The 22,212-nt window shown below is 75.7% G+C and carries 22 protein-coding genes and 1 pseudogene; 14 read left to right on the top strand and 9 right to left on the bottom strand.

Features of this window, described 5'->3' with window-relative positions; genetic code table 11:
- Positions 1 to 84 precede the first annotated feature (84 nt).
- Positions 85 to 1,173 (bottom strand): mandelate racemase/muconate lactonizing enzyme family protein, encoded by a 1,089-nt coding sequence (locus VGH76_RS14905; protein ID WP_331557472.1) that lies wholly within the window; start codon positions 1,171 to 1,173, stop codon positions 85 to 87.
- Between the two features lie 80 nt (positions 1,174 to 1,253).
- Here VGH76_RS14905 and VGH76_RS14900 point away from each other — a divergent pair, with 80 nt between their 5' ends.
- A complete protein-coding gene (locus tag VGH76_RS14900) occupies positions 1,254 to 1,979 on the top strand; it encodes an IclR family transcriptional regulator (protein WP_331557471.1) in 726 nt (241 codons plus the stop codon).
- A 20-nt stretch (positions 1,980 to 1,999) separates the two neighbouring features.
- Positions 2,000 to 2,431, top strand: coding sequence for a hypothetical protein (locus VGH76_RS14895; protein ID WP_331557470.1), 432 nt, complete (start codon positions 2,000 to 2,002; stop codon positions 2,429 to 2,431).
- Between the two features lie 274 nt (positions 2,432 to 2,705).
- Here VGH76_RS14895 and VGH76_RS14890 read toward each other — a convergent pair whose 3' ends face one another.
- Positions 2,706 to 3,290, bottom strand: coding sequence for a molybdenum cofactor biosysynthesis protein (locus tag VGH76_RS14890; protein WP_331557469.1), 585 nt, complete (start codon positions 3,288 to 3,290; stop codon positions 2,706 to 2,708).
- A gap of 46 nt (positions 3,291 to 3,336) precedes the next feature.
- Between VGH76_RS14890 and VGH76_RS14885 the strand changes: the two genes are divergently transcribed.
- Genes VGH76_RS14885 through VGH76_RS14860 form a run of 6 tightly spaced genes read left to right on the top strand, consistent with a single transcriptional unit; the run spans position 3,337 to position 7,847 of the window.
- On the top strand, positions 3,337 to 4,107 hold the full coding sequence (locus VGH76_RS14885; RefSeq protein ID WP_331557468.1) for a GntR family transcriptional regulator: 771 nt from the start codon (positions 3,337 to 3,339) through the stop codon (positions 4,105 to 4,107).
- Positions 4,104 to 5,921: an N-acetylmuramic acid 6-phosphate etherase gene (locus VGH76_RS14880; RefSeq protein WP_331557467.1), complete on the top strand. Its 1,818-nt coding sequence runs from the start codon at positions 4,104 to 4,106 to the stop codon at positions 5,919 to 5,921. The genes VGH76_RS14885 and VGH76_RS14880 overlap by 4 nt, the downstream gene beginning before the upstream one ends.
- Positions 5,918 to 6,121, top strand: coding sequence for a hypothetical protein (locus VGH76_RS14875; protein ID WP_331557465.1), 204 nt, complete (start codon positions 5,918 to 5,920; stop codon positions 6,119 to 6,121). The genes VGH76_RS14880 and VGH76_RS14875 overlap by 4 nt, the downstream gene beginning before the upstream one ends.
- The gene (nagA, locus tag VGH76_RS14870; RefSeq protein ID WP_331557464.1) at positions 6,118 to 7,239 is read left to right on the top strand and encodes an N-acetylglucosamine-6-phosphate deacetylase; all 1,122 of its coding nucleotides are present in this window, start codon (positions 6,118 to 6,120) and stop codon (positions 7,237 to 7,239) included. The genes VGH76_RS14875 and nagA overlap by 4 nt, the downstream gene beginning before the upstream one ends.
- Positions 7,236 to 7,439: a hypothetical protein gene (locus VGH76_RS14865; protein WP_331557463.1), complete on the top strand. Its 204-nt coding sequence runs from the start codon at positions 7,236 to 7,238 to the stop codon at positions 7,437 to 7,439. The genes nagA and VGH76_RS14865 overlap by 4 nt, the downstream gene beginning before the upstream one ends.
- Positions 7,440 to 7,463: 24 nt before the next feature.
- Positions 7,464 to 7,847: a hypothetical protein gene (locus tag VGH76_RS14860; protein WP_331557462.1), complete on the top strand. Its 384-nt coding sequence runs from the start codon at positions 7,464 to 7,466 to the stop codon at positions 7,845 to 7,847.
- Here VGH76_RS14860 and VGH76_RS14855 read toward each other — a convergent pair.
- The 4 genes from VGH76_RS14855 to VGH76_RS14840 form a co-directional block, all read right to left on the bottom strand.
- Positions 7,844 to 9,190, bottom strand: coding sequence for an ATP-dependent 6-phosphofructokinase (locus VGH76_RS14855; RefSeq protein WP_331557461.1), 1,347 nt, complete (start codon positions 9,188 to 9,190; stop codon positions 7,844 to 7,846). The genes VGH76_RS14860 and VGH76_RS14855 overlap by 4 nt on opposite strands.
- A gap of 108 nt (positions 9,191 to 9,298) precedes the next feature.
- Positions 9,299 to 11,260 (bottom strand): S9 family peptidase, encoded by a 1,962-nt coding sequence (locus VGH76_RS14850; protein ID WP_331557460.1) that lies wholly within the window; start codon positions 11,258 to 11,260, stop codon positions 9,299 to 9,301.
- 295 nt (positions 11,261 to 11,555) lie between these two features.
- Complete coding sequence (locus VGH76_RS14845) at positions 11,556 to 12,728, bottom strand: acyl-CoA desaturase (RefSeq protein ID WP_331557459.1); 1,173 nt, start codon at positions 12,726 to 12,728, stop codon at positions 11,556 to 11,558.
- A 17-nt stretch (positions 12,729 to 12,745) separates the two neighbouring features.
- The gene (locus VGH76_RS14840) at positions 12,746 to 13,885 is read right to left on the bottom strand and encodes a ferredoxin reductase (protein WP_331557458.1); all 1,140 of its coding nucleotides are present in this window, start codon (positions 13,883 to 13,885) and stop codon (positions 12,746 to 12,748) included.
- 424 nt (positions 13,886 to 14,309) lie between these two features.
- Here VGH76_RS14840 and VGH76_RS14835 point away from each other — a divergent pair, with 424 nt between their 5' ends.
- The 4 genes from VGH76_RS14835 (at position 14,310) to VGH76_RS14820 (ending at position 17,649) form a co-directional block, all read left to right on the top strand.
- Entirely contained in the window at positions 14,310 to 14,816 is a 507-nt protein-coding gene (locus tag VGH76_RS14835) for a hypothetical protein (RefSeq protein WP_331557457.1), read from the top strand.
- Positions 14,813 to 16,030 carry an FHA domain-containing protein gene (locus tag VGH76_RS14830; RefSeq protein WP_331557456.1) on the top strand — a complete coding sequence of 406 codons (1,218 nt, stop codon included), beginning with the start codon at positions 14,813 to 14,815 and terminating at the stop codon, positions 16,028 to 16,030. The genes VGH76_RS14835 and VGH76_RS14830 overlap by 4 nt, the downstream gene beginning before the upstream one ends.
- Positions 16,031 to 16,058: 28 nt before the next feature.
- A complete protein-coding gene (locus tag VGH76_RS14825) occupies positions 16,059 to 16,865 on the top strand; it encodes a hypothetical protein (protein WP_331557455.1) in 807 nt (268 codons plus the stop codon).
- Positions 16,866 to 17,094: 229 nt separating this feature from the next.
- Positions 17,095 to 17,649, top strand: a complete 555-nt coding sequence (locus tag VGH76_RS14820; protein ID WP_331557454.1) for a MarR family winged helix-turn-helix transcriptional regulator — start codon at positions 17,095 to 17,097, stop codon at positions 17,647 to 17,649.
- Here VGH76_RS14820 and VGH76_RS14815 read toward each other — a convergent pair.
- Positions 17,606 to 17,929, bottom strand: coding sequence for a hypothetical protein (locus VGH76_RS14815; RefSeq protein ID WP_331557453.1), 324 nt, complete (start codon positions 17,927 to 17,929; stop codon positions 17,606 to 17,608). The two genes, VGH76_RS14820 and VGH76_RS14815, sit on opposite strands and share 44 nt — an antisense overlap.
- Positions 17,930 to 17,984: 55 nt before the next feature.
- Here VGH76_RS14815 and VGH76_RS14810 point away from each other — a divergent pair, with 55 nt between their 5' ends.
- Entirely contained in the window at positions 17,985 to 19,895 is a 1,911-nt protein-coding gene (locus VGH76_RS14810; RefSeq protein WP_331557452.1) for a chorismate-binding protein, read from the top strand.
- On the opposite strand, the gene VGH76_RS14805 is transcribed toward VGH76_RS14810, so the two are convergent.
- Together VGH76_RS14805 and VGH76_RS14800 are read right to left on the bottom strand one after the other, a co-directional pair.
- On the bottom strand, positions 19,777 to 20,280 hold the full coding sequence (locus VGH76_RS14805; RefSeq protein WP_331557451.1) for a nuclear transport factor 2 family protein: 504 nt from the start codon (positions 20,278 to 20,280) through the stop codon (positions 19,777 to 19,779). The two genes, VGH76_RS14810 and VGH76_RS14805, sit on opposite strands and share 119 nt — an antisense overlap.
- A gap of 179 nt (positions 20,281 to 20,459) precedes the next feature.
- Positions 20,460 to 21,673, bottom strand: a pseudogene (locus tag VGH76_RS14800) (cytochrome P450).
- A gap of 114 nt (positions 21,674 to 21,787) precedes the next feature.
- Between VGH76_RS14800 and VGH76_RS14795 the strand changes: the two are divergent.
- Positions 21,788 to 22,212: helix-turn-helix domain-containing protein (locus VGH76_RS14795; RefSeq protein WP_331557449.1), on the top strand; the 425-nt coding region annotated here is incomplete at its 3' end.

Below are 22,212 nucleotides of genomic sequence, written 5' to 3'. Positions count from 1 at the left end.
GCACGCTCCTGGCATCCCCATCGGCGGCGGGACGGGGCTCGACGGCGCTCACAGCGGCAGGGTCTCCTCGCGACGGCGTGGGGGTCAAACGCTCAGGGCGGCGCCCAGCCCGGGCGCCTGAGGGACGGCGAGGGTGCCGTCGGGGGCGGGCCAGAGCGGCTCCTCGAGCAGGAAGTCGCGCCGCTCGGGGGTCCACCCGCCGGCCGGGTCGTACGGGAACTCCAGGTACGGCCCGGCGCCGACCCCGGCCGCGACGTGCAGGTTCGCCAGCAGACCGAGGCCGTTCGACCAGGTGTGCGGGGTGAACCGGCGGTGCCGCGCCGCGAGGTCCTCGGCGAGGCGGCGGGTGCGCGCCATGCCGAGCGAGAGCACGACGTCGGTCTGCACGACGTCGAGCGCGTCGGCCTCCACCAGCGCCCGCACCTGCGCGGCGTCGTCGAGCATCTCCCCCGACGCGATCCGCGTGCCCGCGTTCTCCGCGCGCAGCAGCCGGTGGCCGGCGACGTCCGCGTAGGGCAGCGGCTCCTCGATCCAGCCCGGGGCGTACTCGACGAGCCGCCGGACGAGCCGGCGGATCGCGGTCAGCTCCACGGGAGGCCGGGTGTCGCCGGGCATGCGCCAGGCCTGGTTGAGGTCGACCAGGACGTCGAGCCGCTCCCCCACCTCCGCGCGCACCGCCGCGACGGAGGCGACGCCGGGCTCGGGGTCGCGCGGGTCGACGCGGACCTTGACGGCCCGGAAGCCCCGGTCGACCAGCTCGGCGGCGTCGTCGGCGCGTCGCTGCGGGGGTTGCACCGAGCACCACGACGCGTACACCGGCAGCCGGTCGGCGACCCCGCCGAACAGCACCGACACCGGCAGGCCCGCGACCTGCCCGACGATGTCCCACAGCGCCACCTCGAGCGGCCAGAACCGCCCGCCGTGGAACGCGACCGACTCGATGCGGCGCACCTGCGGCTCGATCGCGAGCGGGTCGGTGCCCAGGAAGTGCCCCACGTGCGGCGCGAAGCCGGCCATGGTGTCGCCCGAGCCGACCCCGACGACGCCCTCGTCGGTCTCGACCCGCACCGCCGTGGCACCGAACCGGCGACGCGGGTCGGGGTCCCACGCGGCGTGCATCGGGGGATCCAGCTCGATCTCGTGCTCGGACACACGGATCTCCGTGATCTTCACGCCTCCGAGTGCACCGCCGCACGAGCGCCTCGCACAAGCACGCCTTGCGGTAGGCGCAAGGGCCCTGGTGAGGTGGGCAGGTGGACGCCGGCGCCGGGCTGCGACGCGACGTCGACCTCCTCGCGGCGCTCGCGGAACCCGAGGCACAGGCGTCCGGGCTCGGGGTGTCGCGGTTGGCGGCGCTCACCGGGCGGACCGAGAGCCAGGTGTCGCGCGCGCTGGCCGTGCTCGCCGACGAGGGACTGGTCGAGCGCGACCCGGAGAGCCGGCGCTACGCGGTGGGCTGGCGGCTCTACGCCTTCGCGGCGCGCACCACCGAGGCCCGGCTGGTCCGCACCGCCGGCCGGGTCCTCGCGCGGCTCGCCGACCGGCTCGGGGTGGGCGCGCACCTCTGCCGCCTCCACGGGGAGGCCGTCGTGACGGTCCTGACGGTCGCCGGGGACGGCTCCCCGCCGCGCACCGGGTTCGACGTCTCCGACATCCCCATCGTGGTCAGCTCGGCCGGCCGGGTGCTGCTGGCGTTCCGCGACGAGGCCGGGCTCGCGCGGCGGTTGTCCGACCGCGGCCTCGATCCCCGGATCGCCGCCCGCGTGGTCGGCGACGGGATGGCGGTCGTCGACGGCGAGCTCGACCCGCGCCTGGCCGGGGCCTCCGCCCCGGTGCGCGACGTCCACGGCGGCGTGGTGGCCGCGGTCAACGTCTCCGGCGCGGCGGCCCGGGTCCGCCCGGTCCTGCCCGCCCTCGCCGCGGCGACCGTGGAGGCCGCCGCCGAGCTGTCGTCGCGGCTGGCCTCGCCCCGAGCCTGAACAGGGGTACTCCCGCCCACGTGCCCCTCCTCGTCGTCCACCTGGCCGTGGTGTGGTTCTGCGTCGGGCTGGTCTGGGTGGTGCAGGTGCTCGTGTACCCCGGGTTCCGCGGCATCGACCGGGGGCGCTGGCGCGAGCAGCACGACCGCCACACCCGGCTCATGGCCTGGACGGTCAGCGGGCCATGGGCGGTGCAGGGCGTCACCTGTGCGGTGCTGCTGGTGTGGCGCCCCGACGGCGTGCCGTTCTGGCTCGCCGCGCTCGCGGCGGTGTGCGGGGCGGCGACGGTGGCCGTGACGGTCGGTGTCTCGGTGCCCTGCCACCAGCGCCTCGCGGTGGCCTACGACGACGTCGTCCTCGACCGCCTGGTGCGCACGAACCGGTACCGGGTGCTCGCGTGGTCGGCCGGCGGCGTCGTCGCTGTCGTGACGGTGCTGCTCGTCGCGCGTTAGGCCGGGAGCTTCGTTGACCATCGACTCCCAATCCACCGTGTGCGCGACGCACCATTGATGACCGTTCGTCGACCACTGCCGCCAGCCGTGTACGCCACGCACCATTGCTGACCGTTCGCCGCCCACTGCTGCGAGCCGTGTGCGCAACGCGCACGGTTCGACCGGCGTCACGACCAGCGGTCATCCGACGCGCGCCGCGCACACGGAAGGACGGCTCGCCATCGGTTCCGCCGACGGTGGGCGTCGCGCACACGGGCCGTCGGACGGCCCTGCTTCACCGGCGGCGATGGGTCCCGACGGCGGCCCGGGTCGGGTCGAGGCGGGCGGCCAGCAGGGCCGCGTCGTCGGCGGCGTCGAGGAGCGACTCCCCCGGCGGGAACGTCACCGACAGCGGGCCCACCCGCAGGACGCCGCTGCCGAGCACCGCGAACCGCACCCCGGCCCGCCCGCGCAGAGCGGCGTGGGCGCCGGACGCGAGCACCGTGTCCATCCACGCGCAGGATGCCGCGGGCCGGCGGCCGCCGAGCAGGACCGGGCCGTCGCCGGAGTCGAGCAGCACCTCGGTGCCCCGCAGCGCCTCGACCTCCAGATCCCGGGTGACGACGGTGCGCCGCGCCAGCACCGCGTCGAACGGCGGCACCCCCAGCTCGGCCGCGACCGCCTCCAGGGCCTCCGCCGCGATGATCGTCAGCGCCGCGTCCCGGTGGGCGGCCCGTCCGGCGTAGCGGTCCCCCACGACGCCGAACCCCGCGCGGAGCTCGATCGTCTCCGGCGACCACGTCCGCACCGGGACCGGCCCGCCCGAGGGTCGGCCCTCGTAGGCGTGCCCCGACGAGACGACCAGACGCTCGATCCGCACAGGTCCGTACCTCTTGATTCACTGGGGTCAGAGGTCTATACCTCTCGTGGTGCGGGCCACCAGATCCCTCGAGGTGAGCGCCCGGATCGCCGCGCTCGCCACCGAGGTGGGCCCCGGTGCCATGTTGCCAGGCGAACGCGAACTGTCGGGGCGCTTCGGGGTGTCCCGCGCGACCGTGCGCAAGGCGCTCGAGGAGCTGATGGCGCGCCGCGTCGTCGAGCGGCGCCACGGCGCGGGCACCTTCGTGCGCCGGCCGACGGTGGCCCAGCCGCTGATGGCGACCTCGTTCGGCGACGACATGCGCCGTCGCGGGCTGGTCCCGTCCTCGACGCTGCTGTGGTGGGACACCGTGGTCGCGGACACCGAGCTCGCGGCGCACCTCGAGATGTCCGGCGGGGAGGCGGTGCTGCGGGTGTGCCGCGTGCGCCTCGCGGACGACGAGCCGATGACGCTGGAGACCCTGCACGTCCCCGCCGACCGCGTCCCCGGGCTGCGCGGCGAGGACCTCGAGGGCACCGCGTCCTACTACGACACCCTGGCGACCCGGTTCGGGCGCCGCATCCGCTCGGGCACGCAGTCGGTGGCCCCCGTGGTGCTCGGCTCCGACGAGGCGTCCCTGCTCGGGGTCGAGCCCGGCGCGCCGGCGCTGCGCTTCGTCCGCACATCCCGGGACCAGCACGGCGAGGTGGTCGAGCGGGTCGACTCGCTCGCGCGCGGGGACCGCTACCTGATCGAGATGGACATCATGCCGCCAGGAGACGTAGCGGAGCGGAGCTCGACCCTCGAGACCGGAGACGTAGCGGAGCGCAGCTCGTGACCTCCGTCGCCGTCGACCTGGGGCGCTCCGGCGGCCGGGTGCTGTGGCGGGAGCCCGGGGCCCCGGACCGGCGCCGGACGACGTCGACCGGGGGCGGGCTGGGCGATGCGGGCGGGACGGCGACGGTGGCCGCGGCGGTGCGGGCGGCGGTCGACGAGCAGCCGGGCGGGCCGTGGCGCCTCGTCGTCGGGGTGCCCGGCGCCCTGACCCACCCGCGGGCCGCCGAGGAGCTGGCCGACCTGCTGTCCGCGGGCTGGGTGGGGCCGGATCCCGACGCGGTGGTGGTGACCTCCGACATCGTCGCCTGGCACGCGGGCGCCTTCGCCACGGCGGGGTCGGCCGGCCAGGTGGTCCTCGCCGTCGGGACCGGGGCGGTCGCGCTGGGCGTGTCCCCCGACGGCCGGGTGCGGCGCGTCGACGGGCACGGCCTGCTGCTCGGCGACGCCGGCGGCGGCGCGCGGCTCGGGCAGGAGGGCCTGCGCGCGGCGCTGCGGGCCCTCGACGGGGCGGGCCCACCGACCGCGCTCGCCGGCCCGGCCCGGGAGATGCTCGCGGCACGCCCCGACTCGCCCGCGCAGCTCGCCGGCTTCGCGCCCGCCGTGCTCGCCGCGGCGGAGGGCGGCGACACCGTCGCCCGGGCGCTCGTCGACGACTCCGTCACCGCGCTCGTCGCGACCCTCGACGCGGCCGGGGGGTCGGTGCCCGGGAGCGAGTGCGCCGTCGTGGGCGGGCTCGCCGACGCCCTCGTGCCGCGGCTGGCCGCGGCCCGCCCGGACCTGGTGGTGCGCGGCCCGGACGGGGACGCGCTGGCGGGCCTGTTCCGGCTGCTGGAGGACCGCACCACGCCGCACGAGCCCGTCCTCGTCCGGCGCCGCGCCCCGACCGCTGAGCCGGGGCTGGCCGCCGAGGTGGACCGGCTCCCCACCGAAGGGGTGCGCGCCGGCTCCGAGGAGCTCGACGTGCTCGCCACGGCGGACCTGGTCGCCCGGCTGCTCGACGGGCAGGCCGCCGCGCCGGCCGCGGTGGCCGCCGTCGCGCGGCCGCTGACCGCCGCGGTCGACGTGCTCGCGGCCGCCTTCCGCGCGGGGGGCCGGCTGGTCTACGCCGGGGCCGGGACCTCCGGGCGGCTCGCGATGCAGGACGCCGCCGAGCTGCCCCCCACCTTCGGCATCGACCCCGCGCGGGTGCTCGCCCTGCTCGCGGGCGGGGCGGGTGCCGCGGGGGCGGCGGTCGAGAACGCCGAGGACGACGATGCGGCCGGATGCGGGGACGTGGCGCGGGTCGGGGTGGGGCCGGGCGACGTCGTCGTCGGGGTGGCCGCCTCGGGGCGCACGCCCTACGTGCTCGGTGTGCTGCGTGCCGCCCGCGAGCGGGGTGCGGCGACGGTGGCCGTCGTCAACACCACGGGCAGTCCGGCCGCGGCGGTCGCCGGGATCGCGGTCGAGCTGGTCACCGGCCCCGAGGTGCTCGCGGGCTCGACCCGGCTGGCGGCGGGCACCGCGCAGAAGGTCGCGCTCAACACGCTGACGACGGCGGCGATGGTGCGTGCCGGCGCGACCTACGGGCCGTGGATGGTCGGGGTCCGCGTCACGAACGCGAAGCTGCGCCGCCGCGCGGAGCGGATCGTGCGCGACGCGACCGGTGTCGACATCACCCTGGCCCGCGAGGCGCTCGCCGCCGCCGACGACGACGTCGCCGCGGCCCTCGTCGTCCTCCTCGCGGGTCTCGACGGCGAAGCCGCCCGCGCCCGGCTGGTCGCCGCCGGGTCGGTCCGCGCCGCGGTGGCCGCCGCGGCCGGCGGGGAGGCCGGGTGATCGTCGTCGGGATGCTCTCCGGGACCTCGATGGACGGGGCGCGGGTCCTCGGCCGGATCAGCCGCGGGCACGCGCCGCTGCGGCTGCCCGACCCGGTCGGCGCGGTGCACTCCCTGGAGGTCGTTCCGCGAGGGGACGATCCGGTCGCTCTGCGCGCACCAGGGCTCCCCTCGCGCGCCGGGCGGCGTGGGGCGCCGTGAGCCGGCGGCTGGGCGTGTCCGCGGCGCTCGTCGGCGGGGTGCTGCACCCCGGGGACGTGGCCGTGGCCGACGGTGTGGTGGAGGCGGTGGGGCTCCCGCCGGCACGGGGCGGGGCGATCGCGGTCGCGGGGCTCGTGGACGTGCAGTGCAACGGCTACGCCGGGATCGACCTCACCTCCGTCGCGGACGTCGACGAGGTCACCGCCCTGCGCCACGCCGTGGCGGCGGACGGGGTGACGGCGGTGGCCCCGACGGTCATCACCGCGACGCCGGACACCCTCGTGACCGCCCTGGGGCACCTCGACCGGGGCCGCAACCAGGAGGCCGGCGCGCGATTGCTCGGCGCCCACGTCGAGGGTCCCTTCCTCTCCCCCGCCCGCGCCGGCACGCACCCCCCGCAGCACCTGCACTCCCCCGACCCGGAACTCCTGACGACCCTGCTCGACGCGGGCGAGGTCGCGATCACCACGCTCGCCCCGGAGCTCGACGGTGCCCTCGATCTGGTCCGGCAGGCCACCGCGGCGGGGGTCGCGGTGATGGCCGGGCACTCCGACGCGACCGCGGCGCAGGCGCACGCCGGGTTCGACGCCGGCGTCAGCGGCGCCACGCACCTGTTCAACGCCATGAGCGGGTTCGCCCACCGCGCCCCCGGCCTCGCGGCGGCCGCGCTCGCCCATCCCGGCGCGGTGGTCACGGTGATCGCCGACGGCCACCACCTCGACCCCGACGTCCTGCGCGTCGTCGCCGTGGCCGCCGCCGGCCGGTGGGCGCTCGTCACCGACGCGACCGCCGCCGCCGGCATGCCCGAGGGCACCTTCGTCCTCGGCGACGTCGCGCTCACGGTCGCCGACGGCGCTGTCCGCAACCCCGACGGCACGCTGGCCGGCAGTGCGGCGACCCTCGCCGGCTGCGTCCGCACCGCCGTCGCCGCCGGGATCGACCTCTCCGCCGCCCTCGTCGCCGCCACCGCCACCCCTGCGCGCCTCGTCCCGCCCGGCCGCCGTCCGCACCCCGATCTCGGCGTGCTGCGCCCCGGTGGCGTCGCGGACGTGACGGTCCTCGACGATGCCCTGCGCGTGTCGTCCGTCCTGCTCGCCGGGAAGGAGGTGACGGGGTGAGCCATGCCGTCGACCTCGCCGTGATCGTCGCCTACCTCGTGGCGATCGCCGTCATCGGGCTGAAGCTCTCCGGGCGGCAGCGCTCGGCCACCGACTACTTCACGGGCGAGCGCTCGCTGCCGTGGTGGGCGGTGATGTTCTCGATCGTCGCGAGCGAGACCTCGACGCGGACCGTCATCAGCGTGCCCGGGGTGGCCTAGCACTGGCGCCCCGCCGAGGCGACGATGCTCGCCGTCGCGCGCTGGATGACCGGGGTGTGGGCGCTGGTCATGGTCGGGTTCGCGTCGCTGTTCACGACGACCGACAACCCGGTGATCGTGCTCGGGCTCTCGATCGCCTCCTACGCCTACGGCGCGCTGCTCGGAGCGTTCCTGCTCGGGCTGCTCGTCCCGCGGGCCGACGGGATCGCGGCTCCGGTCGCGTTCGTCGCGACGCTCGTCGTCACCGCCTGGGCGGCGCTCGGCATCTCCATCGGCGGGCAGCCGCTGGCGTTCCCGTGGTTCGTGCCGCTCGGGGTGGTGGTCACCCTCGTCGTCGGGTGCCTGATCTCGCTGGTCCGACCGCGGCGCCACGTCCCGGAACCCGACCCGGAACCCGTCCCGCCCTAGTCCGATCGCTGCTCGTCGGGCCGAAGCCGGACACCCTCGTCGTCGAGACGGGTCGGCTGTCGGGTGGCCTCGAGTACCGAGGCCCAGAGCTCGCCCGTGGGATCCACGCGGTGCGGCACCTCGGTCATGAGCGTCATCGGCACGAGCACGTAGCGGCTGCGCCAGCGCGCGACGACGGCGCCGGTGCGCCCGGCCATCGCGGCGTGGACGGCGGCGTGCGCCAGCTGCACGCAGTAGACGCTGTCGTAGGTGTCGGCGCGCACCGAGCGGATCGCGTAGCTCGGGTCGAGGTAGCGCATCACCGGCTCGTGGCCGGCGGCGGTGAGGTCGGCGACGAGGCGGTCGCGCACGAGGGGCCCGACGTCCTCGCCCTCGTCGCGGTGCTCGGCCCCGGCGCCCTCGGCGACGACGACCAGCGCCCGCCCCCGTCGCTCCAGGCAGTCCTGCACGCACGCCAGCAGCCCGTTCGGCCCGTCCCAGGTGAAGGGCACCTCGGGGATGAGCACGAGGTCGACGTCGTTCACCGCGATCGCGGCATAGCAGGCGACGAAGCCGGCGTGGCGTCCCATCAGCTTCACCACCGACACCCCGTCGCGGACCGAGAGCGCCTCGGCGTGGGCGGCGTGGACGGTGTCCGCGGCGCGGGCGACGGCGGTGAGGAACCCGAAGCTCTGGTCGATGAAGGGCAGGTCGTTGTCGATGGTCTTGGGCAGGCCCATCACCGCGATCGCGAGTTCGCGGCGTCCGACCTCCTCGACGATCCCGCGCGCGCCGGTCATGGTGCCGTCGCCGCCGATGACGAACAGCACGTCGACGCCGAGGTGCTCGAGCGAGTCGACCATCTCGGCCGGGTCCTGGCGGCCCCGGGAGGTGCCGAGGAAGGTCCCGCCGGCCTGGTGGATGTCCTGGACCATCGCGCCGGAGAGCTCCACGGCCTCGTCGCGGTGCTCGCGTGTGAGCCCGAGGTAACCGTGCCGGATGCCGAGGATCCGCTCGACGCCGTAGTGGCGGCGCAGCTGCTGGACCAGGCCGCGGATGACGTCGTTGAGCCCGGGGCAGAGGCCGCCGCAGGTGACGATCGCGACGGTGGTCGAGCGCGGGTCGAAGAACAGTCGGCGCTGCGCGCGGGCCGGCTCGAAGCTGGGCGGCGGGCCGGCGGCGGGGTCGCGGGCGGCGACCGCCTGCTCGGTGTCCTCGAGCAGCACCCGGTCGTCGGGGTCGACGTGGCCGACCGGCCCGGCGCGCTCGAAGGCCGCGAAGACGGGCGCCAGGGGCGACTCGATGGTGCTCTCGCCGAGGTTCTCGACGTCGCACTCCGCGCGGTCGGGCGTGCGGAACGGCACCGTCGTCTCCCTCCGGGCGGCCCGCCGCGTCGTCGGGGCGGATGTCGCACGGTAGGCGCCCGGGCGTGCCCTCCGGGAGTGATCGTCGACGCTCGTTCGGAGGAGACGTCAGGCCAGGTTCTCGATCTCGACCGGCGCGATGCCCTCGTCGGCCGGCAGGTCGAAGCCGAAGAGCCGCGCGTAGAACGCGAGCTCGGCGTCGAGCGCCCGGCGGATGTTCTCGGCCTTGCGGAAGCCGTGCTGCTCCCCGGCGAAGAGCAGGTACGCCACCGGGACGCCGCGGGCGCGAAGCGCGTCGACGATCATCTCCGACTGGTTGGGCGAGACGATCGCGTCCTCGTCGCCCTGCAGCACGATGAGCGGCGTCGCGAACTCCTCGACGTGGTGCAGCGGTGAGCGCGCGACGTAGACGTCGCGGTCGTCCGGGTAGGGCCCGACGAGCCCGTCGAGGTAGCGGGACTCGAACTTGTGGGTGTCGCGGGCGAGCGCCTCGAGGTCGGCGACGCCGAAGTGGTCGGCCCCGGCCGCGAACGGGGTGTCGGCGCGGGCCAGCGCGGCGAGCGTGGTGAACCCGCCGGCGGAGCCGCCGCGGATCGCGAGCCGGGCCGGGTCGACCCGCCCGGCGTCGGCGAGGGCCCGGGCGGCGGCGAGGCAGTCGGCGACGTCGACGATCCCCCAGGCGCCCCGCAGCTGCTCCCGGTACGCACGCCCGTAGCCGGTGGACCCGCCGTAGTCGACGTCGACGACCCCGAACCCGCGGCTGGTCCAGTACTGCAGCCCGACGGCGAGCACCGGGGTGGCGGAGCCGGTGGGGCCGCCGTGGATGACGACGAGCAGTGGCGGCAGCTCGCCCTCGGGGGCGGCGTGCGCGGCGGACGGCGGGTAGTAGAGCGCGTGGGCCTCCCGGGCGTCACCGTCCCGGTCGACCGAGGAGAACGTCATGGGCTCGGGGACCGAGATCGCCTCCGGGTCGAGCCCGAGGTCGCGCGGGGCGCCGAGGGTGGTCACGGTGCCGTCGGTGGCCACGCGGTGCACGCCGGGCTCGGTGGTCGGGGTCCCGGCGACGCACACGACGGCGTCCGACCCATCGGCACGCACCGAGCGGATCGCGGTGAAGCCGGTGTCGAGCGTCGTCACCGACCCGTCGACCTCGCGGACCGCCAGCGCGTCGAACCCCTCCGAGGAGCGGGCGAACACGACCCGGCTGTCGGCGAGCACCGCGTACCGGGAGCCGCCGAGCTGCCAGGCCGGCACCCCGATCTCGGCGTCGATCTCCACGAGCGGCTCGACGCCGTGCGCGGCGGTCCACCGGTAGAGGTTCCACCAGCCGGTGCGGTCGGAGAGGAAGGTCAGCGTCCCGTCGCGGTGCCAGGTCGGCTCGCCGACCGACTCCCCCGGCCCGCCGGCGACGATCACCTCCTCGCCCGAGGTGAGGTCGCGCACCCGCAGGACGGTGTCGTCCCACGGCATCGACGGGTGGTCCCACGCCACCCACGCCAGGTGGTCGCCGTCGTGCGAGATCCGCGGCGCGGCGACGAAGTCGGGGCCGCTCACCAGCACCTCGGGGGTCGAGGGCCGCTGCGCGTCGAGCCGCACGACCTCGTTGACGACCTCCGTGGCGGGGGCGTCGGGGCTCGGGTGGTGCTCGCGCACGCAGACCAGCCAGGTGCCGTCGGGGGCGACGTCGCCGTCGGCGTAGCGGTCCCCGCGCGTCGCGGCGGGCTCCGGCGTCAGGGCGGTGTCCTCGCCGTCGGCCAGCCGCCGCAGCCGTTGGTCGGTCCAGTCGACGTGGAAGACGACGCCGGGCTCGGCCCGCGAGGTCCACCAGGCCCCGCCGCCGTACTCGTGCACCGCGGTGCGGGCGTTGCCGCCCTCGCCGAGCAGGTCGGTGGTCGTCCCGTCGGGGGCGCGGTGCACCAGCTCGGTGCGGCCGCCCTCGCTCGCGCGCCCCTCGCCCCACAGGTAACCGTCGGCGCCGTCGGGACGGACCTCGTCGAGGCGGACCGCCTCGGCGACCACCAGCTCCGAGGTCACCGGGGTCGGCCACGAGCCGTAGGCGGAGATCGACACGGCCGTCACGCTAGTCGGCTCGACGACGACGTCGCGGTCGACCAGGACACTGCACGCCCGGAGCGAGATCAACGCTTGTGTGGCGGGTCCTGGCGTCCAGAGGCCGTTGCCACGGAGGTCGTGATCATGGCGGGGCGGCACCGGACCCCTCGCGGCGGCCGGTGGCGGAGATCCGGACCTCCTGAGGGTGTCGTGTCACCGCTTGCGCGTGTCGCTCACGAAGTCGTGATCATGCCCCCGCACGACGCGACGGCCCGCCCCGGAGTGCTCCGGGGCGGGCCGCCGTGCCCGGGTGTCAGGCCGCGAGGGGGGCCGCCTCGGCCGCCGGCGACGTCGTGGCGTGGTCGCGGTGCAGACCCTCGGCCTCGTGGGCCTGCTGCTCCGCGGCGAACTTCTTGTTCGGCAGCGCGAGCCGCCAGATGGTGCGGATCGAGCGCCAGAACTGCTTCGGGAACGGCCCGATGTTGTACGGGAGGTCGTACTTCGCGCAGATCTCCTTCACCCGCTCCGCGATCTCCGGGTACCGGTTGGACGGCAGGTCCGGGAACAGGTGGTGCTCGATCTGGTAGCCCAGCGACCCGCTCATGACGTGCATGAGCCGTCCGCCGGTGAAGTTCGCCGAGCCGAGCAGCTGGCGCAGGTACCACTCCCCCTGCGTCTCGTTCTCCAACTGCTCCTCGGTGAACACCTCCGCGCCGTCCGGGAAGTGCCCGCAGAAGATGATCGCGTAGGACCACACGTTGCGCATGAGGTTCGCCGCCATGTTGGCGGTCAGCGTCGTGAGGAAGAACGGGCCTGTGAGCAGCGGGAAGAGGATGTAGTCCTTGCCCATCTGCTTGCGCATCTTGCGCCCGACCTGTTCGAGCTTGGCCTTGAACTCCTCCGGGTCCTGGATGTCCCGGCGCAGCAGGCCCTCGATGTCGAGGTCGTGGATCGCCACGCCGTGCTGGAAGAGCAGCATCAGGAGGGTGTTGAACACCGGCTGGCCGAGGTTGACCGGGTTCCACTTCTGGTCGGAGGTGACCCGGAGGATCTCGTAGCCGACGTCCTTGTCCTTACCGAGGACGTTCGTATAGGTGTGGTGCAGGTAGTTGTGGGAGTGCTTCCACTGCTCGGCCGGGCAGACGTTGTCCCACTCCCAGGTGGCCGAGTGGATCTCCGGGTCGTTCATCCAGTCCCACTGGCCGTGCATGACGTTGTGTCCGATCTCCATGTTCTCGAGGATCTTGGCCACGCCCAGCAGGGCGGCGCCGGCCATCCACAGCGGCGGCACGACACTGCCGAACAGTGCAGCGCGGCCCGCGATCTCGATGCGGCGCTGGGTGCGGATGATCGAGCGGATGTACTCCTCGTCGGAGGCTCCGCGCGACGCCTCGACGTCGCGACGGATCTGGTCGAACTCCTCGCCGAGGGCCTCGACGTCGGCCTCGGTCAGGTGGGCGAATTCCTTGATGTCGGAGATGGCCATGGAGCCGCTCCTCTCTCTTACAGGTCGACGGTGCAGTCGCCCGCAGCGGCGGTGACGCACGTCTGGACGGTCTGGCTGGACTGGTCGGTGTCGGCCACCCGGTGCTCGGTGCCGTCGCGCAGGTCGCGGACGGCGCCGGTGCGCAGCGGGGCCACGCATGTGTGGCAGATGCCCATGCGGCACCCGAAGGGCATGGGGATGCCGGCCTCTTCGCCGGCCTGGAGCACGGTGGTGGCGCCGTCGCTCTCGACGGTCCGGCCGCTGCGGGCGAAGGTGATCGTGCCGCCCTGTGTCATTCCTTCCTGGGCCGCGGCGCCGAACGAAGCGGCGAACCGCTCGAGGTGCAGCGCGTCGGCGTTCCCGGCGTCGGCCCAGAGCTTCTCGGCGTCGTCGAGCATCGCGGCCGGGCCGCAGGCCCAGGTCTCGCGCTCGCGCCAGTCGGGGACGACGTCCTCGAGCATCTCGCCGTCGGCACCGCTCCCCGTCAGGACGAGGCGTCCGGCCGCGCTGGTGTGACGCTGCACGATCCGCCAGCCGGGGTGGCGGCGGCCGAGCAGGTCGAGCTCCTCGGCGAAGAGCGCGCGGTCGGCGTCGGGCGCGGAGTGCACCACGGTCACGTCCGCCAGCGAGCCCGAGCCGTGCCGCCGGTCCAGGGTCCGCAGCATCGCCATGATCGGCGTGATGCCGCTGCCTGCGGAGAGCAGCAGGACCTTGCCCGGCAGCGGCTCGGGCAGGACGAACTCGCCCTGCGGGGGCGCGAGCCGCACGACGGTGCCGGGCTCCACGCCGTGCACGAGGTGGTGCGAGGCGAAGCCGTCGGGCATCGCCCGCACGGTGACCACGAGTCGTCGGCCGTCACGCGACGGCGGCGTCGTGAGCGAGTACGAGCGCCACACGAAGCGCCCGTCGATCTGCACGCCGATGCCGATGTACTGGCCGGCGGAGTGCTCGAAGGTCCACCCCCAGCCCGGCTCGACGACGAGGGTCGCCGCGTCCTCGGCCTCGGGGGTGACACTGACGATGCGGCCCCGCAGCTCACGGGCGGACCACAGCGGGTTGACGAGGCTCAGGTAGTCGTCGGGGAGCAGCGGGGTGGTGAAGCGGGTCGCGGCGGCACGCACACGGCGCGCCAGCGGCGAGTCTCCGATCGCTGTCACGGTCTCTCCTCTGCCTGGTGAAGTACTAGGTACCAGGAGTACCGGAGACCGGCGGTTACCGCTACCCACGGTACCGGGTTGACCGCACGATGCCGGTCACACGCGTCGATGTGCCCCAGCGCACAGGAGCCGGCGATCGGCCGTTCCGAGGCCTCTGAGCGGGGCGTCAGCACGGCTGGCATCGCGACGTGTCCGTGCCGGGCGATCCTCGTGGTGACCGGCCCGGGGTGTTCTTCTCGCGTGGGGGCGCATGCTCTGACCGGCGCAAGTGTGCGTGCGTTTCCGTGCCTGGGCACGGAAACGCACGCACGAGGGCCGCAGGCCCAAAGCCGGGGAATTACTTCCCGATCGCGCTCGCCACCAGAGGCACCGGCGCGGCTTGACTCGAGGTCGACAGGAGTTCGGTCGGACCCGAGGAGGACCCGTGGGCGGGACGGACGTCGCCGTCGACCTGGTGGTGCTCGTGGTCGTCGCCCTCGCCGCGTGGCGGGGCTGGCGGCGTGGCGGCACGGCGCTGGTGCTGTCGTTGGCGGGCGCGGTGGCCGGGGTGTTCCTCGGCGGCGCGCTCGCGACGTGGTGGGACGCCTCGTCGACGGTGCTGCTCGTCGTCGCGATCGTCGTCGCCGGGCTGATCGGCCTCGGCGTGGGCCGGCGGCTCGCCGACGCCCTCGCGCGGCGCGGGGACGGGCGGATCGCCCGCCCGCACCTGCTCGAGCGGATCGTCGGGGTGGTCGCCCACGGCGGTCTCGCGCTCGTGGTGTGCGTGGCCATCGGCACCGCGCTGGCGGCCGTCGGGCCGGCCGGGCTCGGGGACGCCGTCCGCGGCAGCTCGGTGCTCACGACGACCACCGCCCACCTCCCGACGCCGTCCCAGCTCGTCGACCGGGTCCCGGGTCTGGGCCGCGTCGTCGCGGTCGGGGGGCCGGCGTGAGCGCCCCGGAGCGCACCACCCGCCCGCCGCTGCTGGGCCCGCGGGCCCGGCTGGGGCTCGGCGCGGGCACCGTCGTCATCGGGCTGCTGTGGTGGATGTCGGGATCGCTGCTGGTCGCCCTGCTGATCGTCGTGCTGCTGGGCCTGGCGGCCGGGCTCGCGGTCGTCGTCGCGGCCTGGGCCCGGCCTCGTCCGGCGCCCCTCGACGCCCCGACCGCGGAGCGCGCCACCACCGACTTCTCGATCGCGCCGCCGGCCGGCGCCCCGGTGCGCCGCGTGCTGCGGATGGCGCTGGCACGCCCCTGGGTGCACGGCGACGGGCTGCTGCGCGCCACCGCGTCCCGGCTCGACGGGCAGGACGCCCTGGTGTGGACCCCGCGCGGCCAGCAGGTCGCGGCCCCGCACCTGTGGGTGGAGTGGAACCCGGTCGACGCGGCCGAGGTGGCCGGCCGTCGCCCGCTCGAGGCCCTGGCCCGGGAGCTCGCCGAGGGCTACGTGGACCGCGGCCGCGAGCAGGGCGTGCGCCGGCTCGCCGAGCGCACCTGGGTCCACCTGCTGGTGTCCGACGACGTCCCGCTCGGCCGCGTCGTCGTCACCGCCGCGTTCTCCGAGCCGCAGCAGCCGCCGGTGGCCGCGGCGTGCGCCTCGACCGCCGCACCGCTCGCCCCGGCGCGCGGCTCCGCGCGCCCGGTGTCCGGACGCCGTCCCCTCCCGGCGCCACCCCCGCGGCCGGCGCTGCCGGCGGCGCCCCGACGATCGTGGTCCGCAGAGGCGCTCGCCGCCATGGCGACGGTGTCCGTCCCGGCGCGGCTGCGGACCACGATCGCCCGGCTCGCGCCCACCCCCGCTCCCCGCGCGGTCCTCGTGGTCGACGACCCCGCCGGTTCCGGGCTGGCCGACACCGACGTGCAGGGGCGCAGCGAGCTCGGGCGCGATCCCGGGAGCGACGTCCCGGTCGACCACCCGAGCGTCTCCTGGCACCACCTCGTCCTCGAGCCCGACCGCGCCGGCGACTGGACCATCACGGACCTCGGCTCCACCAACGGCACCACCGTCGACGGCGTGTCCGTCACCGGGCCCGCGCGGCTCGCGCCCGGCGCGGCGCTCGCCCTGGGCGCCGACGGCCCCCGACTGCGCCTGCAGGTTCCCGAGCGGCCGCCGGAGCCGCGCGACGACGCGCCGACCACCGCACCCGTCGTCGCACCGGGATACTGAGCAGCGGGAGCCGACGGCGGGAGGACGGGTGAGGCAGGTGCGCGAGCCGGTGCGGCGGCTGCCGCTCGGCGGCCTCGCCCTGCTCGACGTGCGCACCGAGCGACGCATCTCCGTGCCGTGGGGCGAGACGGCGACGATCGGGCGCAACGCCGGATCGGAACGGCACGTGCACGTCGGTGACGACCAGGTCTCCCGGGTCGCGGCCGAGATCGAGGTGCGCGACGACGCCTACCTGGTGATCAACCGCCAGCGCCACGGCGGGCAGCTGACGCTCGTCGTCCCGGGCGTCGCCGGGCAGGACCGCATCCGGGCGGGCAACGGGTTGCTGGTGCGCGACTCGCGGGCCTCGCTCGGGCTCTGGCTCGCCGACGGGCGGGAGGTGACGCTGGCCCTGCTCGCGTTCGGGCCGGTGGGCGCGGCCGCGGCGGTCACCGGCGGGACCGATGTCGCCGGCGGCGCGACGGTGAACGCGGCCCTGCCGACCGACGAGACGTGGTGGTCGGTCCTGGTCGCCGCGTGCGGCCCGACGCTGATCGCGGCCGCGCAGACCCCGGAGGGCGCGGCCGGCCCCGGGGTGCGTGACGTGCACGGCGACGCCGACCAGATCGCCGCCTGGCACCGCGGGGCGGGCCGGCCCGTGCCGAGCCCGAAGACCCAGAGCGAGGCCTTCCGGCACGCCCAGCGCTGGCTGCGCGGCGTCCGGCTCAACGACAAGACCCGCGGATGGCGGGTCGCCGTCGTCGACCAGGTGATCGGCCTGCGGCTCGTGACCCTCGACGACGTCCGCCGGCTCTTCCCCGCGCAGGTCCCGACGGAGGCTCCCGGCCGGGTCTGAAGCCGCTTTCGCGACGCGCCGGGCCACTACGACTCGCTTCGACGGGGGTCGAGAACGTAGCGTGCAACCCATCGTCGCGACGCGGCGTGCAGGGGGAACACGTTCCCGTCCACCGGACGGGTGACGTGCTGTTCGCGGTGGGGTGCTCCGCGAACCGATCACCTGTCCGGGGTCAACGCCTCGTGATCGGTGACGGAGCACTCCGCGCCCGAGGGGGAACGAGGGCCGGATGTCTCCAGAGAGCGGGTCGGCGCAGCGGGACGGAGCGGGCCCGTCGGAGCCGGAGACCGGGACGCCGAGGAACGGCGCCGCCGGGCCCGGCGGCGCGCCCAACACGCCGGAGCCGCTGCGCAGCGCGCCGGGCTTCCTCGTCCGGCGGCTCTACCAGGCCTACGCGGCGGCGTGGCTGCGGCACGTGGACACCGCCCTGACCGGCCCGCAGTTCGCCGTCATGACCGCCGTGCAGAGCTATCCGCGGGTCGACCAGGGCTCCCTGGCCAACTCCGTGGCGCTCGACCGCTCCACGATGGCCGACGTGTGCCGCCGCCTCGAGGACCGCGCGCTCATCCAGCGCGACACCGCTCCGGCGGACGGCCGGCGCAAGCTGCTCACGCTGACCCCGCAGGGGGAGTCGGTGCTCGCGGAGGTCACGCGCCGGGTCGCGCGGCTCAACCTGCGGCTGATGAACGGCGGCGACGACAACGCCGGGTTCGGGTCGCTGCTGAGCGCCCTCGACGAGCTCAGCGAGCGTTGGGAGCAGGTCGCGGACGAGGACGCGGTGTAGGCGCACCCTCGGCCCCGTCCGGGGCCTCGTCGGGCTCCTTCGTGGGCTCGGCCGCCGGCCCCGCCGCCCGGCGCTGCGCCCGCATGAGGAGCAGGCCGATGCCGAGCATCAGGGTCGCCGCGATCAGCAGGACGGCGACGACGTACGGCAGCCACCCGTTGCTCAGGAGCGCGAACGTGAGCACGTAGGCCGACGCGAGCACCCCGACCGGGAACCCGAGCCGGAAGAGGAACCGGTTGCGATCGGTGTCCGGCGGCGGCCAGGTCGGGGAGCCGAGCATGGGGTGACGGTACGCGCATCGACCTCGCGCCCGGCGTCGGGAAGGCTGTGCGCGCGTGACCGGTGGCGCCCGCTTCGACGACCTGCGTACGGGCCGCGCGCTGGCCTTCGACCCGCCCGACGAGGTCCTGGTCGCGACCGCTCCCGAGGACGTCGCCGGCGTGCTCGCCGCCGTGGACGCGGCGACCGCGGCGGGTGCCTGGGCCTACGGATACCTCGCCTACGAGGCGGCCCCCGGGCTGGACCCGCACCTCGTCACCCGCGCCCCGGACCCCGACGGTCCCCCGCTCGTCCGGTTCGGCCTCACCCGGCACGCGCCGTGTCAGGTTCCGGTGGTGGCACCCGCGGGCGCGCCGACCGGCCGGTGGGAGCTGCGCGACGACGCCGCCGGGCACGCCGTGCGCGTCGCGCGGGTGCGCGAGCACATCGCCGCCGGGCTCACCTACCAGACCAACCTCACCGGCCGCGTCGACGGTGTGCTCGACCTCGCGGCCGACCCCGACCTCGCGGGCCTCTACGCCGACCTCGCCCACGCCCAGCGCGGCGCCCACCACGCGCTGCTCGACCTCGGCCGCCACGTGGTGGTCAGCGCGAGCCCCGAGCTGTTCGTCCGCCGCGCCGGCGACGAGCTCACGCTGCGGCCGATGAAGGGGACGGCAGCCCGCGGGCGCACCGGGGCCGAGGACGCGGCGGTGGCCGCGCGGCTGCGGGCGGACCCGAAGGAGCGCGCCGAGAACGTCATGATCGTCGACCTGCTGCGCAACGACGTCGCGCGGCTGGCGGTGGACGGGACGGTGCGGGTCCGGTCGTTGTGCGCGGCGGAGCGCTACGAGACCGTCTGGCAGTTGACCAGCGAGATCACCGCGACGGCCCGGCCCGGTGTCGGGCTGGCGGAGCTGATGCGGGCGCTCTTCCCCTGCGGGTCGGTGACCGGCGCGCCGAAGGTCTCGACGATGCGGCTCATCGCCGAGCTCGAGGACACCCCGCGCGGCGTCTACTGCGGCGCCCTGGGCTGGGTGGCGCCCCCGGGCCACGGCACGGGGCTCCCGGACGTCCAGCTCGCCGTCCCGATCCGCACCGCGGTCGTCGACCGCCGCCCACCGGGGACGCCGCCCGGCGTCGGGCACGCGGTGTACGGCTCGGGCGGCGGCATCACCTGGGACTCCGACGCGGCGGCCGAGCACGCCGAACTGCGCGCCAAGGCGCGGGTGCTCACCCACCGGCCAGGCGGCGCCGGCCTGCTGGAGACCTTCGCGGTGCGGGACGGGCACCCGGTGCACCTCGGGCGCCACCTCGGCCGGCTGGCCGGGTCGGCGGCGTTCCTGGGTCTCGACGACGCCGCGGTGCGCCCCGCCGTCGAGCAGCGGCTGGCGGGCGTGCGGGACGCCCGGGTGCGGGTGGTGCTGCAGCGCGACGGCGGCGTCGACGTCTCGCTCGCGCCCCTCCCCCACGACGACGGCCCCGTCCTGCTCGCCCCGCCGCTGCTCGACGATCCGGTCGACGCCGCGATGACCTGGCCGCACCACAAGACCACCGACCGGGAGCCCTACGCCCGCCGCCTGGCCGCCGCCCGGCGGAGCCGTCCGGACGTCGACGACGTCGTGCTGGTCAACACCGCCGGCGAGCTCACCGAGACGACGATCGCCTCGCTCGCGGTGCGTCTCGACGGCCGGTGGTGCACCCCGCCGCTCGGGAGCGGGGCGCTGCCGGGCGTGGGCCGGGCGGTGCTGGTGGAGCGGGGCGATCTCGTCGAGCGCGTGCTGCGCCCCGAGGACCTCGGCCGCGCCGACGGGCTCGCGGTGGTCAGCTCGCTGCGCGGGTGGCGCCCGGCGGTGCTCGCCGAGGCGCTCACGCCCCCGGTGCGGCCTCGCGCAGCAGCGCCCGCCGCCGGCGCGGGAGGGTCGCGGGGTCGAGATCGAGCTGGTCGGCCAGGTCCAGGAGGTCCCACACCAGCCGGACGCGGGTGACCCGCGAGCGGCGCACGCGCACCACGGTGAGCAGGTCGACCTCGACGAGGCGCCCGGTCGCGGGGACGCCGGGCAGCAGCCAGCGCATCTCGCGGTCGTGGGTGAAGGTCGCGCTCGCCTCGTCGACGACGTGCCAGCGGTCGCCGGTGCGGGAGTGCCGCCGGAGCGTGAGGTCGGCGGGCAGGCCGTGCGCGAGGTCGTCGGCGAGGAACCGCCGCACGGCGTCCGCGGAGGTGATCGCGGTCCCGGCGGGGTCGATCTCGAGGCGGGCGTCCGGCGTGAGCAGCGCGTGGGCGGCGTCGGGGTCGGGGCGCAGGAGCGCGGTGACGAACGCGTCGCGCACGCGCTCCACCTCGACCATGAGGTCCTGCACGGCCTTCGTCACGGGGCACCTCCGCGCCCCACCCTGCAAGGTGCGCCGCACGACGGCAACAAGCGGAAGCGGCTCCGGCACCGCTGTTGGCTCAACGAGGGCCGGAGCCGCCCCGATCGGCGGCACTCGGCCCCCGACGGTCGTGTGGTGCCCGATGGATCGGTGTCGCGAAACGGTCGCGGGCGCCGTCGTCACCAGGTGACGGGCAGGGCCGTCACGCCGCCGGTGAGGTGCCGGGTGCGCACCTCGATGTCGTCGAGCCCGGCGGCCAGGCGCAGGTCGGGCAGGCGCCGGGCGAGCGTGCGGAACACGGTGCGCAGCTCGGTGCGGGCCAGGCTCGCCCCGATGCAGAAGTGCCCGCCGTGGCCGAAGCCCACGTGGGCGCGCTCCTCGCGGTCGGGGTCGAAGGCCTCGGCGTCGGCGAAGGCCTCCGGGTCCCGGTTCGCCGCGTTGATCGAGAGGATGACGGCGTCGCCCTCGTGGATGGTCACGCCGCAGACCTCGACGTCGGTGTGCGCGTAGCGCAGCAGCCCGAGGTCGCCGGGCGCGCCGAGGCGCATGATCTCCCCGACGTGGGCGCCGGTGCGCGCGTCGGGGTCGGCGGCGAGGTCCTCCCAGCGCTCGCGCTCGGTGAGCAGCAGGAGGGTGCCGAGCCCGATGCGGTTCACGGTGGTCTCGTGGCCGGCGAAGAGCAGCCCGACCGAGAGCCGGACCATCTCGGCGTAGTCGTAGCCCTCGTCCTCCGCTTGGGCGCGCACCAGGTCGGAGATGACGTCCTCGCACGGCTGCGCCCGCTTCTGCTCGGCCAGTCCCGCCATGAAGCGCCCGAACTCGGCCCGCGCGCCGGCGGGGTCCACCTCGACCGAGTCGGTCGCCATCCGGTCGGAGAGGTCGCGGAAGTAGTCGCTGTGCTCGGGGGGCACGCCGAGGAGCCGGCAGATGACGGCCACGGGCAGCGGCACGGCGAGGGTCTCGTGGAGGTCCGCGACCCCGTCGGGCGAGGCCTCCTCGGCCGCGATCAGGTCGTCGACGTAGCCGTCGACGAGCGCCTGGACGTCGTCGCCCATCCGCGCATGCGCTTGGCGGAGAACGCCGGGGTGAGCAGCCGGCGCATGCGGGTGTGGTCGGCCTCCTCGGTCTCGTAGTCGCCCGACGGGCCCTCCTGCACGGCGCCGTGGGTGATCCGGGCGGCCTGCTCCGGGTGCGGGTGCGAGCGGCCGAGGCGCTTGTCGCCGAGCAGGTCGCGAACCTCCTCGTAGCGGGTGACGAGCCAGGCGGGGTCGCCGGCGGGCGTGGTGACGGCCGCGACCGGCGCCTCCCGCCGCAGCACGTCGTAGAGCGGCGCGAGCTCGAGCACGTTGGGCCGGGTGAAGGGCAGCGCAGGACGTTCGGGCGCGACGGTCATGAGCACTCCTCGCGGTGGTGGTTCCCTCGCCGACGGTACGTCTTCATGGCAGTGACTGCCACAAAAGAACTCGCTACGCTGTGACGATCCCGTCGCCATCGGACGGAGGACGCCGTGACGACCGAACGGACGCAGGACGGTGCCGGGCGCCGCGGTCGCCCCCCGGAGACCGACGCGCAGCGCGCCCGCCGGCGCCTCGCGATCTCCCGGCACGCCGTGCAGCTGTTCCGCGACCAGGGCGTGACGGAGACGACGGGTGAGGAGATCGCGCACGCCGCGGGCGTGTCCGAACGGACCCTCTGGCGGCTCTTCCGGGCCAAGGAGGCGTGCGTCGAGCCGGTGCTCACGATCGCCCTCGACGACTTCATCGCGGTGCTGCGCAGCTGGCCCGCGCACCTCGAGCTCGACGAGCACCTGCGCGCCGCCTACGGCGTCGAGGTCGGCGCCTCGCTCGACGACGCCGAGGCCGTGCTCGCCGTCGTGCGCCTCACCCGCCACGAGCCGGGGCTGCGCGCGGTGTGGCTGGTGCTGCACGAGCG

Source organism: Actinomycetospora sp., from assembly GCF_036497585.1.
GTDB lineage: Bacteria > Actinomycetota > Actinomycetes > Mycobacteriales > Pseudonocardiaceae > Actinomycetospora.
This window is presented reverse-complemented; position numbering and strand designations above follow the sequence as displayed.